The 14,907-nt window shown below is 69.2% G+C and carries 14 protein-coding genes; 5 read left to right on the top strand and 9 right to left on the bottom strand.

The window, feature by feature from the left end; all coding sequences use genetic code 11:
* The first annotated feature begins 36 nt into the window (after positions 1-36).
* The 4 genes from AB0C75_RS15130 (at position 37) to AB0C75_RS15115 (ending at position 3,856) form a co-directional block, all read left to right on the top strand.
* Entirely contained in the window at positions 37-549 is a 513-nt protein-coding gene (locus AB0C75_RS15130) for a ribose-5-phosphate isomerase (protein WP_362890776.1), read from the top strand.
* Positions 550-640: 91 nt separating this feature from the next.
* Positions 641-2,065, top strand: a complete 1,425-nt coding sequence (locus tag AB0C75_RS15125) for a gluconate:H+ symporter (RefSeq protein WP_362890774.1) — start codon at positions 641-643, stop codon at positions 2,063-2,065.
* A gap of 87 nt (positions 2,066-2,152) precedes the next feature.
* Positions 2,153-3,085, top strand: a complete 933-nt coding sequence (locus tag AB0C75_RS15120; RefSeq protein WP_362890772.1) for an NAD(P)-dependent oxidoreductase — start codon at positions 2,153-2,155, stop codon at positions 3,083-3,085.
* A gap of 90 nt (positions 3,086-3,175) precedes the next feature.
* Positions 3,176-3,856 carry a GntR family transcriptional regulator gene (locus AB0C75_RS15115; protein WP_362890770.1) on the top strand — a complete coding sequence of 227 codons (681 nt, stop codon included), beginning with the start codon at positions 3,176-3,178 and terminating at the stop codon, positions 3,854-3,856.
* Positions 3,857-4,224: 368 nt separating this feature from the next.
* Here AB0C75_RS15115 and pssA read toward each other — a convergent pair whose 3' ends face one another.
* From pssA to AB0C75_RS15075, 8 genes are all read right to left on the bottom strand, one after another.
* The gene (pssA, locus tag AB0C75_RS15110) at positions 4,225-5,043 is read right to left on the bottom strand and encodes a CDP-diacylglycerol--serine O-phosphatidyltransferase (protein WP_362890839.1); all 819 of its coding nucleotides are present in this window, start codon (positions 5,041-5,043) and stop codon (positions 4,225-4,227) included.
* Positions 5,044-5,065: 22 nt separating this feature from the next.
* Complete coding sequence (locus AB0C75_RS15105; RefSeq protein ID WP_362890768.1) at positions 5,066-5,713, bottom strand: phosphatidylserine decarboxylase; 648 nt, start codon at positions 5,711-5,713, stop codon at positions 5,066-5,068.
* A gap of 181 nt (positions 5,714-5,894) precedes the next feature.
* Entirely contained in the window at positions 5,895-7,100 is a 1,206-nt protein-coding gene (locus AB0C75_RS15100) for an acyl-CoA dehydrogenase family protein (protein WP_362890767.1), read from the bottom strand.
* Between the two features lie 2 nt (positions 7,101-7,102).
* Positions 7,103-7,630: a MaoC family dehydratase gene (locus tag AB0C75_RS15095; RefSeq protein WP_362890766.1), complete on the bottom strand. Its 528-nt coding sequence runs from the start codon at positions 7,628-7,630 to the stop codon at positions 7,103-7,105.
* 2 nt (positions 7,631-7,632) lie between these two features.
* The gene (locus tag AB0C75_RS15090; RefSeq protein ID WP_362890764.1) at positions 7,633-8,607 is read right to left on the bottom strand and encodes a CoA ester lyase; all 975 of its coding nucleotides are present in this window, start codon (positions 8,605-8,607) and stop codon (positions 7,633-7,635) included.
* The gene (locus tag AB0C75_RS15085) at positions 8,604-10,616 is read right to left on the bottom strand and encodes a protein meaA (protein WP_362890762.1); all 2,013 of its coding nucleotides are present in this window, start codon (positions 10,614-10,616) and stop codon (positions 8,604-8,606) included. The genes AB0C75_RS15090 and AB0C75_RS15085 overlap by 4 nt, the downstream gene beginning before the upstream one ends.
* 8 nt (positions 10,617-10,624) lie before the next feature.
* A complete protein-coding gene (ccrA, locus tag AB0C75_RS15080) occupies positions 10,625-11,998 on the bottom strand; it encodes a crotonyl-CoA carboxylase/reductase (protein ID WP_362890760.1) in 1,374 nt (457 codons plus the stop codon).
* A gap of 366 nt (positions 11,999-12,364) precedes the next feature.
* The gene (locus tag AB0C75_RS15075) at positions 12,365-13,156 is read right to left on the bottom strand and encodes a GNAT family N-acetyltransferase (protein ID WP_362890758.1); all 792 of its coding nucleotides are present in this window, start codon (positions 13,154-13,156) and stop codon (positions 12,365-12,367) included.
* 129 nt (positions 13,157-13,285) lie between these two features.
* Here AB0C75_RS15075 and AB0C75_RS15070 point away from each other — a divergent pair, with 129 nt between their 5' ends.
* Complete coding sequence (locus AB0C75_RS15070) at positions 13,286-14,059, top strand: restriction endonuclease (protein WP_362890756.1); 774 nt, start codon at positions 13,286-13,288, stop codon at positions 14,057-14,059.
* A gap of 18 nt (positions 14,060-14,077) precedes the next feature.
* Here the strand turns inward: AB0C75_RS15070 and AB0C75_RS15065 are convergent, their stop codons facing one another.
* Complete coding sequence (locus tag AB0C75_RS15065) at positions 14,078-14,893, bottom strand: TetR family transcriptional regulator (RefSeq protein WP_362890754.1); 816 nt, start codon at positions 14,891-14,893, stop codon at positions 14,078-14,080.
* Positions 14,894-14,907: the final 14 nt, after the last annotated feature.

Genomic DNA, 14,907 nt, shown 5'->3' with positions numbered 1-14,907 from the left:
CGCCCGCATCCACCCACCACTTCACGGGACACCGACATGACGCTCCAGCAGGAACCGGCGCCGCTCCGCATAGTCATCGGCTGCGACGACGCCGGATACGAGTACAAGGAAGCCCTCAAGGCCGATCTGGAAGCCGACCCCCGCGTCGCGTCCGTGCAGGACATCGGGGTGGGCGTGGACGAACACACCGCCTACCCGCACATCGGTGTGGCCGCCGCCCGTCTGGTCGCGGACCAGGAGGCCGACCGCGCCCTCCTGCTCTGCGGAACCGGGCTGGGTGTCGCGATCAGCGCCAACAAGGTACGCGGCATCCGCGCCGTCACCGCACACGACGGCTTCTCCGTCGAGCGCTCGGTGCTCAGCAACAACGCCCAGGTCCTGACCATGGGCCAGCGCGTCATCGGCCTCGAACTCGCCCGCCGGCTGGTGCGCGAGTGGCTCGGCTACCGCTTCGACGCGACCTCGCCGTCGAGCGGGAAGATCGACGCCCTCAACGCCTACGACACGGCCGGGACCCCCGGCCCCGGGGACGCCCCCACCGGCTGCTGACCCCCGAGGGCGCCCGCAGAGCACCCGCACGCACGCCCGTGGCGCCGGCACACCCGCCACTACTTACAACGACGTAAGGACGCGCTCCCGCATGTCTCCACCAGTCCCGCCCGGGACCGACATCCTGGCGGCGGCGACCTCGCCCTGGAGCGGGCACGACACCCGGCTCATCGTCATGGTCGCCCTCGCCATCGGCGTGATCATCTCGCTGATCGCACTGCTCGACTTCCACCCGTTCGTCGCCCTGATAGCCGGCTCAGTCGTCCTCGGCATAGGTTCGGGCACCGCACTGACCGACGTCGTCGACTCGTTCGGCGACGGCATGGGATCCACACTCGGCTCCACCGGTGGTCTCATCGCCCTCGGAGCGATCCTCGGCAAGCTCCTGGCCGACTCCGGAGGCGTCGACCGCATCGTCGACACCATCGGCTCACGGTCGGGCCCCCGGCTGATGCCCTGGTCGATGGCGCTCATCGCCGCGGTCATCGGCCTGCCGATGTTCTTCGAGGTGGGCCTGGTCCTGCTGGTGCCCATCATCGTGGTCATGGCCCGGCGGACGAACACCCCGCTCGTCCTGCTCGCCGTGCCCGCCCTCGCGGGCCTCGGCACCATGCACGCGTTCGTGCCGCCGCACCCCGGGCCCCTGGTCGCCGTCAGCGCGCTCAGCGCCGATGTCGGCACCACGCTCGGCCTCGGCCTCATCGCGGCCATCCCCACCGTGATCATCGCGGGGCCGCTGTACGGGAAGTTCATCGCGCGCCGTGTGCACAGCGAGGCCCCGGCCGAGCTCGTCGCCACCCTCGTCAAGGAGGCCGACCGGACACAGGGCACGGGCACCGACCGCAGGCTCCCGAGCTTCACCACCTCGGTGGGCGCGGTCGCCCTGCCCGTCGTGCTGATGCTCGCCAAGTCCGTCGCCGACATCGCGTTCCCCGGCGACGCCTGGTACAACCACCTGCTCGACTTCCTCGGTACCCCGCTCATCGCGATGTTCGTCGCCGTCCTCGTGGCCATGGTCGTCTTCGGCTTCCGGCTCGGACGCAGCCGCGCCGAGGTCCGTACCGTCGTGACCGCGGGACTGCCCGCCGTCGCCGGCATCCTGCTCATCGTCGGCGCGGGCGGAGGCTTCAAGCAGATCATCGTGGACACCGGTGTGGCCGACGCCATCGGCAAGTTCGCGGCCGAGGCGGACATGCCGCTGCTCGTACTCGGCTGGCTGCTCGCCGTGCTGATCCGGCTGGCCACCGGCTCGGCGACCGTCGCCACCACCGCCGCGGCAGGCATCATGGCTCCGTTGGTGGCGGGCACCCCGCAGGTGGAGGCCTCCCTGATCGCGCTCGCGGTGGGGGCGGGATCGCTCTTCTTCTCGCACGTCAACGACGCCGGTTTCTGGCTGGCGAAGGAGTACTTCGGGATGAGCGTCTCCCAGAACATCAAGACCTGGTCGGTCCTGTCGACGATCGTCGCCGTGATGGGCCTGGGGATGTCCCTGCTCATGTACGCGGTCCTCGTCTGACACCCGGACCGGGAGAACCCGACAGCAGAATCCGTCCGCACGGCCCCCGCATCCCGCACCCCGCATCCCGTAAGGAAGAGGCAACCGATGCCCGCTGAGATAACCACCCCCACCACCGCCGTCCTCGGCCTCGGCGCCATGGGCCTGCCGATGGCCGACCGACTCGCCGGTGCGTTCCCGGTCCAGGCCTTCGACGTCTTCGAGGAGCGGCGCGCACTAGCCGTCCGGGGCGGTGCCACCCCCGCCGCCACTCCGGCCGACGCGGTACGCGGCGCCGACGTGGTGGTCATCGCCGTACGGGACCAGGAGCAGCTGGAGTCCTGTCTGTTCGGCGGCGGGGCCGTCGAGCACGGCGCCGCCGAGTCGCTGCGCGACGGTGCGGTCGTCGTCGTCACCTCGACCGTCGGCGTCGACGCCGTCCAGGACGTCGCGGCGCGTCTCGCCGCACAGGGGGTGAGCCTGGTCGACGCCCCCGTCAGCGGCGGCGCCGTACGCGCCGGGACCGGTGATCTGCTCATCATGGCGGGCGCGGACGAGGCCGCCCTCGACGCGGCCAGGCCCGTCCTGTCCCGGCTCGGCTCCACGCTGCACATCGTCGGACCGCGCGTCGGCGACGGCCAGATCATGAAGACGGTCAACCAGCTCCTGTGCGGTATCCACACCGCCGCCGCCGCCGAGTCCCTCGCGCTCGCCCGCGCTCTCGGCATCGATCTGGACCGCGCCGTCGACGTCCTCGGCCAAGGCGCCGCAGCCTCCTTCATGCTGGCCGACCGGGGCCCGCGCATGGCCCAGCAGTACGAAGTGACGGACGACGGCACCGGCGGCCCCGAGCTGCGCTCCCGTCTCGACATCATCCGCAAGGATATGAACATCGTGGTGTCACTGGCCAAGAAGGCAGGCGTCGCCACCTCCGTGGCCGCGGCGGCCGACCAGCTCTACCAGCTCGCCATCAGCCAGGGCTTGGCCGCCGAGGACGACTCGGCGCTGGTCACCCTGCTCTCCCCGCGCACCACCGGCTGAACAGCCTGGTCGGGGCAGGGCTGCCGTTCCGACTAGGCTGAAGACGGTCAGCCGGTCGCGTCGTCCGGCATGTCACAGGGAGAGTCAACGATGGGATCAGCCGGCAGGCAGGTACGTCCGGCCGGGCTCGGCAGGACAGTCCTCATGGACGAGGCGTACGACGCGTTGCTCGCCCTGATCCTCGACGAGGGCCTGGAACCGGGCACGCCCCTGCGCATCGACACCATCGCCAAGGACTGGGGCGTCTCGCCGACCCCGCTGCGCGAGGCACTCGCCAAGCTGGAGAACACAGGCCTGGTCGTGCGTGTCCCGCACCGTGGCTACACGGTCGCCCCTCTTCTGGACGACGGCGGGTTCCGGGAGCTCATGGGTGCCCGGCTGTTGATCGAGCCGTACAACGCCCGCCAGGCCTGCGAGCGGGACGCGGCGGGGACGGCGCGCGCGCTGGCCGAGAGCCACCGGCTGATGGAGGCGGCGGCGGTGCAGCGCGTGGCGGACGACTTCCGTGCCTACCTCCAGGCGGACTCGGCCTTCCACGCCACGATCGCCCATGCCGCGGGCAACCGCTTCCTCAGCGCGGCGATCGACCCGCTGGGCGCGCACATCCAGCGCTTCCGCCGTTTCACCGGCGGCCGGGTCAGCGACACGGAGGAGGCGCTCGCCGAGCATGCCGCAGTCCTCGGCGCGTTCGAGGCGCGGGACTCGGAGGGCTGCGAGACCGCGATGCGTATCCACCTGGAAGGTGTGGCCCACCGGTCGTTCGGTCACTGACGCCCGCCTTCCGCGTGGCGGCTCAGCGGCGACGACCGCTCAGGGCTGCCAGGTGCCGTCCGTGCCGTGCCCTCGGCGGACCTCGCGCTCGGGGGCTTCGCCGAGCGCCGTCCCCACTGACGGATCTATCGGGGTCTCCTGCCTCAGCGCCTGCGGACCCCCGGCCCGGCTCGTCGTCCGAATGGCGGCAGGACAGCTCAGACTGTCCCCGGCCCTGCTGATTGCCCAACGGTGTGCCTCGACGGCGCGCCGGCGAGGCACACCGATGCGTGCGGTGGCCGGACCCGCCACCGCACGCACGAGGGCCCGGATGCTGGGGAGCATCCGGGCCCTCGTGCTGTCGTGTTCGTGTCGCGTGTTCCGCGTGGCTACGGGAGCTGCGCCGTCCGTGCCTCGCGCCGGTTGTCGCGGAAGGTGTTCACCCGCCGTGCCGTGGCGAAGAGCGGGATCACCGCCCCCAGGACCACCTGGAGCGCACAGCCGGTCTGGAGGAGCAGCTGGCCACCGGGGGCGTCGAACGCCCAGGCGGCGAGGAGCCCCATCGCGGCCACGATCCAGCTGAGCATCGCCACCGCGAGGACACCCCGCGGCTTCGGGTACTCGACCCGGCTGACCATCAGCCACGCCACTCCGATGATCGCGAGCAGCGTCGGTACGAAGGGCAGCTCGAGAAGCACGATCGAGATGACCGTGAGCGCTCCGAAGGGGCTCGGCATGCCCTGGAACATGCCGTCCTTCAAGGTCACGCACGAGAACCGCGCAAGCCTGAGCACCACCGCCAGCAGCACCACGATCCCCGCGAGCGCCGACACCCGCTGGTGTGCGTCGTCCGCGACCATCCCGTACACCAGCACGAAGTACGCCGGGGCGAGACCGAAGCTGATCAGGTCGGAGAGGTTGTCCAGCTCCGCACCCATCGGGGATGAACGCAGCTTGCGGGCCACGAGCCCGTCGAACAGGTCGAACACGGCCGCCATGAGCATGAGGATCACCGCGGTCGCCGCGGAGTGCCTCGCCATGCCCGACTCGTCGCTGCCCGTGAGGTGCGGGATGAGGATCCCCGTGGTGGTGAAGTACACCGCCATGAAACCGCACGTGGCGTTACCGAGAGTGAGCGTGTCCGCTATCGAGAGCCGCATCGAGAGCGGCATGTCCTCGACGTCGTCCTGCTCCTCCGCCTCGGGCACCCAGCCGGCCTGGGTATCAGGATCAATCACGGTCAATTCGAGTCACCCCCGCGGTCGTGGCCTGGCCGACCTCGACCGCGACATCGACACCTTCCGGAAGGTAGATGTCCACGCGCGAGCCGAAGCGGATCAGACCGATGCGTTCGCCCTGCTCCACCTTCGTGCCCTGCGGGATGTAGGGGACGATGCGACGGGCGACCGCTCCCGCGATCTGCACCATCTCGATGTCGCCGAGCTCGGTGTCGAAGTGCCAGACAACGCGCTCGTTGTTCTCGCTCTCCTTGTTGAACGCCGGGACGAACCCGCCCGGGATGTGCTCGACCGAGGTCACGGAACCGGCCAGCGGAGCCCGGTTGACGTGGACATTAAGCGGGCTCATGAAGATCGCGACGCGGGTGCGCCCGTCCTTCCACGGCATGATGCTCTGCACCACGCCGTCGGCCGGCGAGATGACGCGGCCCTGGGTGATCTCGCGCTCGGGGTCGCGGAAGAACCACAGCATGCCCGCCGCGAGCGCGGTGGTGGGCACGGCCACGGCCGCCCAGCGCCCGGACTTACGGGCCCGGGCAAGGCTGAGGGCGGCGGTGGCGACGGTCGGGAGGAGCCACGGCGATGCTCCGCGCGCAAGGCGGACCCCGCCGCGTGGTGCAGAGATTTGGCTGTCGGGCATGGATGACCTTCGTAGCGGATGATGCCGCGCTGGCAACGGGGGGACGGCGGCTTTCCCGCGATGCTATCGGGTGCGAGCGGCAACTGGGCAAGCCAGCAGCCGAGTCGGACAGCTGAAAGCCCCCGGACGGGGTTGACCGGGTGTGACGTTCTTCGCCACCAAATCACCTCGAAAGGGACATTCAGCCCTGGAACCGGTACTCCTCGAGCAGCCGGCGACCGATGATCATTTTCTGGATCTCGGCGGTACCTTCACCGATCAACAGCATCGGCGCCTCGCGGTAGAGGCGCTCGATCTCGTACTCCTTGGAGAAGCCGTAACCGCCGTGGATGCGGAAGGCGTCCTCGACGACTTCCTTGCAGTACTCGGAGGCGAGGTACTTCGCCATCCCAGCTTCCAGGTCGTTCCGCTCCCCGGAGTCCTTTTTGCGTGCCGCATTCACCATCATCGCATGCGCGGCTTCGACCTTGGTGGCCATTTCGGCCAGTTTGAACTGGATCGCCTGGTGCTGGGCGATCGGTTTGCCGAAGGTCTGACGTTGCTGGGCGTACGACACACCCAGTTCGAACGCACGTTGTGCTACTCCGCAGCCACGCGCGGCAACATTCACCCGTCCTACCTCGACACCGTCCATCATTTGGTAAAAACCTCGGCCGGTGGCCCCGCCGAGCACCCGATTGGCCGGAATGCGTAGTCCGTCCATGATGAGCTCGGTCGTGTCGACGCCCTTGTAGCCCATCTTGTCGATCTTCCCGGGAATGGTGAGACCGGGACGGACCTCGCCGAAGCCGGGCTCCTTCTCGACCAGGAACGTGGTCATCGACTTGTGCGGGGCGGTCCCCTCGGGGTGTCCTTCGTCACTCCGGCACAGCACGGCGACCAGCGTGGAGGTCCCGCCGTTCGTCAGCCACATCTTCTGGCCGTCGAGGACGTACTCGTCGCCGTCCTTCACACCCTTGGACGAGATCGCGGAGACATCGGAACCGAGCGCCGGCTCGGACATCGAGAAGGCGCCCCGCACCTCGCCCAGCGCCATCCGGGGCAGGAAGGTGTCCTTCTGCTCCTGTGTGCCGTGCTGCTTGAGCATGTACGCCACGATGAAGTGCGTGTTGATGATGCCCGACACGCTCATCCAGCCCCGGGCGATCTCCTCGACGCACAGCGCGTACGTGAGAAGCGACTCGCCCAGACCGCCGTACTCCTCCGGGATCATCAGCCCGAACAGACCGAGTTCCTTGAGGCCTTCGACGATGTCGGTCGGATATTCGTCACGGTGTTCGAGTTCGGTCGCGACAGGAATGATCTCCTTGTCCACGAAATTCCGCACCGTGGAGAGAATTTCCTGCTGGACATCCGTCAGACCGGCGGTCTGTGCGAGTCGGCTCATGGCTACTTCTCCACGTTCTTGCTCGATGGCTGATCGATCTCGGGGCGGCCCGGCTGCTCGCCGCCGCGCTCCTCGATGTACGTCTCGGTGGGGACCATCACCTTGCGGCGGAACACGCAGACCAGCGTGGCGTCCTGCTTGTAGCCCCTCGTCTCGACGTACACGATGCCCCGGTCGCTCTTGGACCTCGACGGTGTCTTGTCGAGCACGGTGGTCTCGCCGTAGATCGTGTCACCGTGGAAAGTCGGCGCCACATGCTTCAGCGACTCCACCTCCAGATTGGCGATCGCCTTTCCCGAGACATCGGGCACCGACATGCCGAGCAGCAGTGAATAGATGTAGTTTCCGACGACGACGTTCTTGCCGAAATCGGTCGTCTTCTCGGCGTAGTTGCTGTCCATGTGCAGCGGGTGGTGATTCATGGTCAGCAGACAGAAGAGGTGGTCGTCATATTCGGTGACCGTTTTTCCGGGCCAGTGCTTGTAGACGGCACCGACCTCGAATTCCTCGTATGTGCGTCCGAACTGCATGGTCAGGCCTCCGGGGCTTCGAACTTGGAGGTGCGCTGCATCCCGGCGGCGCGGCCCTTGCCCGCGACGACCAGGGCCATCTTGCGGCTGGCCTCGTCGATCATCTCGTCGCCGAGCATCGCCGAGCCCTTCTTGCCGCCCTCCTCCGAAGTGCACCAGTCGTAGGCGTCGAGGATGAGCTCGGCGTGGTCGTAGTCCTCCTGCGAGGGAGAGAACACCTCGTTCGCCGCGTCGACCTGACCCGGGTGCAGCACCCACTTGCCGTCGAAGCCCAGCGCCGCGGCGCGGCCCGCGACCTCGCGGTAGGCGTCCACGTCGCGGATCTGCAGGAACGGGCCGTCGATGGCCTGGAGGTCGTGCGTGCGGGCGGCCATCAGGATGCGCATCAGGATGTAGTGGTAGGCGTCGGCCGGGTAGCCGGGCGGCTGCTGGCCGACGACCAGGGTCTTCATGTTGATCGAGGCCATGAAGTCGGCCGGGCCGAAGATCAGGGTCTCCAGGCGCGGTGAGGCGGCGCCGATGTCGTCGATGTTCACCAGGCCCTTGGCGTTCTCGATCTGCGCCTCGATACCGATGCGGCCGACCTCGAAGCCCATCGTCTTCTCGATCTGGGTCAGCAGCAGATCCAGCGCGACGACCTGCTGGGCGTCCTGGACCTTCGGGAGCATGATGCAGTCGAGATTCGGGCCCGCGCCCTCGACGACCGTGATGACGTCGCGGTACGTCCAGTGGGTCGTCCAGTCGTTGACCCGCACCACACGGGTCTTGCCGGTCCAGTCACCGTTGTTCAGGGCGTCGACGATGTGGTGTCGTGCCCCCTCCTTGGCGAGCGGTGCGCAGGCGTCCTCCAGGTCCAGGAAGACCTGGTCGGCCGGGAGGCCCTGGGCCTTCTCCAGGAACCGCGGGTTCGAGCCCGGCACTGCCAGACAGGAGCGACGCGGGCGCAGTCGGTTCACAGGGGACGAGGGGGTGGTCATGCGGGGACCTCCAGAGGGTCGAGCTTGTTCGCTTTCCGGATCTCGTCGACGATACGGCCGATGATCTCGGTGATGCCGAAGTCCTTCGGGGTGAAGACGGCGGCGACGCCGGCCTCGATGAGGGCGTGTGCGTCGGCCGGCGGGATGATGCCGCCGGCGATCACGGGGATGTCCGGCGCTCCGGCCTCACGCAGCCGGTGCAGCACGTCCGGGACCAGCTCGGCGTGCGAGCCGGACAGGATGGACAGACCGACGCAGTGCACGTCCTCGGCCAGCGCGGCGTCGGTGATCTGCTCGGGCGTCAGCCTGATGCCCTGGTAGACCACCTCGAAGCCGGCGTCCCTGGCGCGTACGGCGATCTGTTCGGCGCCGTTGGAGTGCCCGTCGAGGCCGGGTTTGCCCACCAGCAGGCGCAGCCGTCCGATGCCCAGGTCGGCAGCGGTGCGGGAGACCTTCTCGCGGACCAGTGCCAGCGGGGTCCCCGCCTCGGCGGCGACGGCCACCGTTGCGGACGAGACGCCCGTCGGCGCCCGGAACTCGCCGAACACATCGCGCAGGGCCCAGGCCCACTCACCGGTGGTGACGCCCGCCCGCGCGCACTCGACGGTCGCCTCCATCATGTTGGCCGTGCCCGCCGCGGCCTTCTTCAGCGCCGTCAGGGACTCGGTGGCACGGGCCTCGTCGCGGTTGTCGCGCCACTCGTGCAGCGCGGCGACGACCCGCGCCTCGTTCTCGGGGTCCACCGTCATGATCGCGGCGTCCAGGTCGGCGGTCAGCGGGTTGGGCTCGGTCGTCTCGTAGATGTTGACGCCGACGATCTTCTCCTCGCCGCCCTCGATCCTGGCCCGCCGTGTGGCGTGCGAGGAGACGAGCTCGGACTTGAGATAGCCGGACTCCACGGCGGCCATCGCGCCGCCCATCTGCTCGATCCGGTCGATCTCGGCCAGCGAGTCGGTGACCAGGGAGTCGACCTTGGCGTCGATGACATGGGAGCCGGCGAAGATGTCCTCGTACTCCAGGAGGTCGCTCTCGTGCGCCAGCACCTGCTGGATGCGCAGCGACCACTGCTGGTCCCACGGGCGCGGCAGCCCCAGGGCCTCGTTCCAGGCGGGCAGTTGCACGGCGCGTGCGCGGGCGTCCTTGGAGAGGGTGACGGCCAGCATCTCCAGCACGATGCGCTGGACGTTGTTCTCCGGCTGGGCCTCGGTCAGGCCCAGGGAGTTGACCTGCACGCCGTAGCGGAAGCGGCGCTGCTTGGGGTTGGCGATGCCGTACCGCTCCCGTGTCACCTGGTCCCAGATGCGGCCGAAGGCGCGCATCTTGCACATCTCCTCGATGAAGCGGACCCCCGCGTTCACGAAGAAGGAGATGCGCGCGACGACGTCGCCGAACTTCTCCTCGGGCACCTGACCCGAGTCCCGTACGGCGTCGAGCACCGCGATCGCCGTCGACATGGCGTACGCGATCTCCTGGACCGGAGTGGCCCCCGCCTCCTGCAGGTGGTAGCTGCAGATGTTGATCGGGTTCCACTTCGGGATGCGGTCGACCGTGTACGTGATCATGTCGGTCGTCAGCCGCAGCGAAGGGACCGGCGGGAAGACGTGCGTCCCCCGGGACAGGTACTCCTTCACGATGTCGTTCTGCGTCGTGCCCTGGAGCTTGCCGGGGTCGGCGCCCTGTTCCTCGGCGACCACCTGGTAGAGCGCAAGCAGCCACATCGCCGTGGCGTTGATGGTCATCGAGGTGTTCATCTGCTCCAGGGGGATGTCCTGGAACAGCCGCCGCATGTCACCGAGGTGCGAGACCGGCACGCCGACCCGGCCCACCTCGCCGCGGGCGAGCACATGGTCGGGGTCGTAGCCGGTCTGCGTGGGCAGGTCGAAGGCGACCGAGAGACCCGTCTGGCCCTTGGCGAGGTTGCGCCGGTAGAGCTCGTTGGACGCTTCGGCGGTCGAGTGACCCGCGTATGTCCGCATGAGCCACGGCCGGTCCTTCTGACGTTCGGTCATGGTGGACCTCAGACGTTCCGGCTGGATGGGACGGCCCGCTCCGCTGACGTGTCACGGAACAGGTTGATGGCGTCGATGTGCTGCTCGCGGAGCTCGGTATCGCGCACGCCCAGGCCCTCACGGGGGGACAGCGCGAGCACGCCGACCTTGCCCTGGTGCAGATTGCGGTGCACGTCGTAGGCGGCCTGCCCGGTGTCGTCGAGGGAGTACACCTTCGACAGGGTCGGGTGGATCCTGCCCTTGGCGATGAGCCGGTTCGCCTCCCACGCCTCGCGGTAGTTGGCGAAGTGCGAGCCGACGATCCGCTTCAGCGACATCCACAGGTAGCGGTTGTCGTACTCGTGCGTGTAGCCCGAGGTCGAGGCGCAGGTGACGATCGTGCCGCCCTTGCGGGTCACGTACACGCTCGCGCCGAAGGTCTCGCGGCCAGGGTGCTCGAAGACGATGTCCACGTCCTCGCCGCCGGTCAGCTCGCGGATGCGCTTGCCGAACCGCTTCCACTCGCGCGGGTCCTGGTGGTGCTCGTCCTTCCAGAACCTGTAGTCCTCGGCGTTGCGGTCGATGATCGCGGTGGCGCCCATCCTCCGGCAGATCTCCGCCTTCTGGTCGCTGGAGACGACACAGATCGGGTTGGCGCCACCGGCCAGGGCGAACTGTGTGGCGTAGGAGCCGAGTCCGCCACTGGCGCCCCAGATCAGCACGTTGTCGCCCTGCTTCATGCCGGCGCCGTTGCGCGAGACGAGCTGGCGGTACGCCGTGGAGTTGACCAGGCCGGGAGCCGCCGCCTCCTCCCAGCTGAGGTGCCCGGGCTTCGGCATCAGCTGGTTGGACTTGACGAGTGCGATCTCCGCCAGGCCGCCGAAGTTGGTCTCGAAGCCCCAGATGCGCTGCTCGGGGTCGAGCATCGTGTCGTTGTGGCCGTCGGAGGACTCCAGCTCCACCGAGAGACAGTGCGCGACGACTTCGTCGCCCGGGGTCCAGGCGTTGACGCCGGGCCCGGTACGCAGGACGACGCCCGCGAGGTCGGACCCGATGACGTGGTACGGCAGGTCGTGGCGCTTGCTGAGGTCGCTCAGCTTGCCGTAGCGCTCCAGGAAGCCGAAGGTCGAGACGGGCTCGAAGATCGAGGTCCAGACCGAGTTGTAGTTCACCGAGCTGGCCATGACCGCGACCAGCGCCTCGCCCGGACCGAGCTCGGGCACCGGCACGTCCTCGACGTGCAGGGACTTGCGGGGGTCCTTGTCGCGGCTTTCGACGCCGGCGAACATCTCCGCCTCGTCCTTGTGCACGGTCACCGCGCGGTACGACTCGGGGATGGTCAGAGCCGCGAAGTCCGCGGCCGTACTGTCCTGCGATTGGATCGCGTCCAGGATTTCCTTCACGGTGTTGCCTCCGGCAGATCGGGTCTCCGGCGTCGGGGGAAACGCTCGGAGGACCCCTGTGGTCAGGGGAGCGGTGCGGTGTGGAGGTGTGCCGTCGGTTCGGCGGGTGGTGCTCTGTGCCTGCTCGGTGGAGCAGAAGGGTTTGCCTGTGACGCAGGCGTCCGGGCGCGCGGACACGTGGTCTGCGGGGACAGCCGGCGTACGAGAGATCTCTGCACGCCGGCCGCCCGGACACCTTCAACGTATGGCACTGCGTGACAGGTGACAAGGCACCCAGTGCCAACAATTTCTCTCAGTTGTCATCTCGGCGGCACGCATGAGCAACATCATGGTTGGTATGCGTCATTGGTCCGTCTTTTGCGGGTGCTACGGCGCGGTGCGGTACACGTACGGCGTCGTCGTGCTGAGGGCCGTGAAGCCGAGGCGCCGGAGGATCGGGGCCGACTGATCCGTCGCGTCGACCTGGAGGAAGCGGTAGCCGCGCTCGGCGGCGGCACGGGCCCGTTGGGCGATCAGGGCGCGGTAGATCCCTCTGCCCCGCCATCCGGCGGCCGTCCCGCCGCCCCAGAGCCCGGCGAAACCGGTGCCGGGGTGCAGCTCCATCCGGGCCGAGCCCACCGGTTCTCCGCCCGCCATGGCGACCACCGCGACGAACGTGTCCGGAGCGTCGGCGAGACGGGCCAGGGACTGGTGGCGCAGCCGTGAACCGTCGGTGCCGAAGGCCCGCTCATGGGCCCGGACCATCAGTTCCACCCCCGCCGCGTCGGTCACCTCCCGCAGCCTGACGCCCTCGGGGAGATCCACCGTCACGGCCTGGTCCGCGGCCTGTGCCACCAGCAGCGTCTCCGGCGGCTCCGGCTCGAACCCGGCCGCGGAGAGGCGCTCGCCCAGGCCGGCCGGGCCGTCGTGCGCGTACAGCTTCCACTCGAACTCGCCGGTTCCCCGGGCGGTGTAGTGCTCCACCTGTGCCGCGATCTCCGACTCCGCGCGGCCCGGGGAGAGGTCGGGAGCCGTCCAGACGACGCCGTTCCAGTCGTCGGGGCCACCGGTCTGCCGTACGACGTCACCCACCCGCTCGACGTGTGTGCCGGGGCCGTCGGGGCGGACGTGCTCACGCATTTCGTGGTCGAAGAGGGCCAGCATCTCGTCAGGTTCCATGGACGCATCCGAGCACTCCTGTCCCTGCCTGACCACCGGGTTTTTCCCTGCCGGTGCGTCAACCGGCAGGCGTGGGGCAGATGGGAGGTGATCTTGATGTGGCCGCGACGGGCAAGGGGTGGGTACGCGATGGGCATACAGACGCGCAGAAGTGTCCGGAAGGGCCGCGGGCCCGGATTCGACATCCGGCGGACGGCGTTCGGCTTCGCGTTCCTCGCGCTCCTGGTCTGCGGCGCCGGACTCGCGGCGCGCACGGCCCTGAGGAGCGCCGAGCGGCATCCGGTGGCCGCCGTGGTCTCCGCCGTCGTGCTGGTGGCCGTGACTGTGGCGCTCCTGCGCATGCGCCGTGGCCGCAAGACGGCGGCCAGGGCCGCCGAGGCAGCCGTCGGGACCGCGTACGAGGTCGTGGACGCCGCCCTGGAGGAGTCGTCGGTCCCCGAAGCCGCCCCGGACCCCGAGCCGCTGACGCAGCCCGGCCACCCCGGCCACCCCGACTACAGGGCCATGGACCCGTACGACTTCGAGGAAGCCGTGGCCGGTCTCTGCCGGCGGGACGGCTGCCTGGACGCCGAAGTCGTCGGAGGCACCGGTGACCTGGGCGCGGACGTGGTGGCCACCACCCCGGACGGTCGTCGCCTGGTCGTGCAGTGCAAGAGGTACACCAGCGACAACAAGGTCGGCTCGCAGGACCTCCAGCGCTTCGGCGGCACCTGCTACGCGGTGCACGAGGCCGAGGCGGCCGTCGTCGTCAGCACCGGCGAATTCACCGGGCCCGCTCTCGAATACGCCGGACAGTGCGGCATCGTCTGTGTCGGCCTCGACGAGCTCACCGCCTGGAGCGACGGTGTCGCCCCACCGCCCTGGTACGCGGGAACCGCCGCCGTGCAGCCAGCCGAGGGCTGAGCCCCGCCGGAGCCGCGCTCAGTGCTCCTTGAGCGCCTGCTGGATCGTGCGCATGACCTCGTCGAGCGGCGCGTCGGTGCGGGCCACGGCGACCAGCACCTCACCCTCACTCGACACCGAAGCCGCGGGGGCGTTCCCGGGCTCGGCCCCCAGGGTCCGCCCCGCTCCGATCCCCGTGCCGAAGGTCTTCCGCACGATCGCGAACGCGTGGTCGAGCTGCGACTCCACATCACCCTGGCCGTCCGCGCGCAGCCACCGCCGCAGCACATGGTTGTGCGCCGTCACCACGGCGGATGCGGCGACCTCGGCGAGCAGTGGGTCGTCATTGCCCACCTGGTGGTCGCGCTCATCGAAATGGCCCAGCAGATAGCGTGTGAACAGCCGCTCGTAGCGCGCCACCGACGCGATCTCGGCCTCCCGGAGCGTGGGTACCTCGCGGGTGAGCTGGTAGCGCGCCACGGACACCGCGGGCTTCGCCGCGTACATCTTCATGACCTCCTTGATGCCGCGGCACACCGTGTCGAGCGGATGCTCGTGCGCGGGGGCGGCGTTGAGGACGGCCTCGGCCCTGACGAGGGTGTCGTCGTGGTCCGGGAAGATGGCCTCCTCCTTGGAGCGGAAGTGGCGGAAGAAGGTGCGCCGGGCGACCCCGGCGGCCCCCGCGATCTCGTCGACCGTCGTCGCCTCGTACCCCTTGGTGGCGAACAGCTCCATGGCCGCGGCGGCCAGTTCGCGGCGCATTTTGAGCCGCTGCGCGGCGGCCCTGGTGCCCGCGGCACTCTCCGGGGCGTCCGTCGAGGCGGAGGTACGAGGGGACTTGGCGGGTTGGGACATGAGGTGAACGTAAC

Source organism: Streptomyces sp. NPDC048565 (assembly GCF_040650935.1).
Classification (GTDB): Bacteria; Actinomycetota; Actinomycetes; order Streptomycetales; family Streptomycetaceae; genus Streptomyces.
This window is presented reverse-complemented; position numbering and strand designations above follow the sequence as displayed.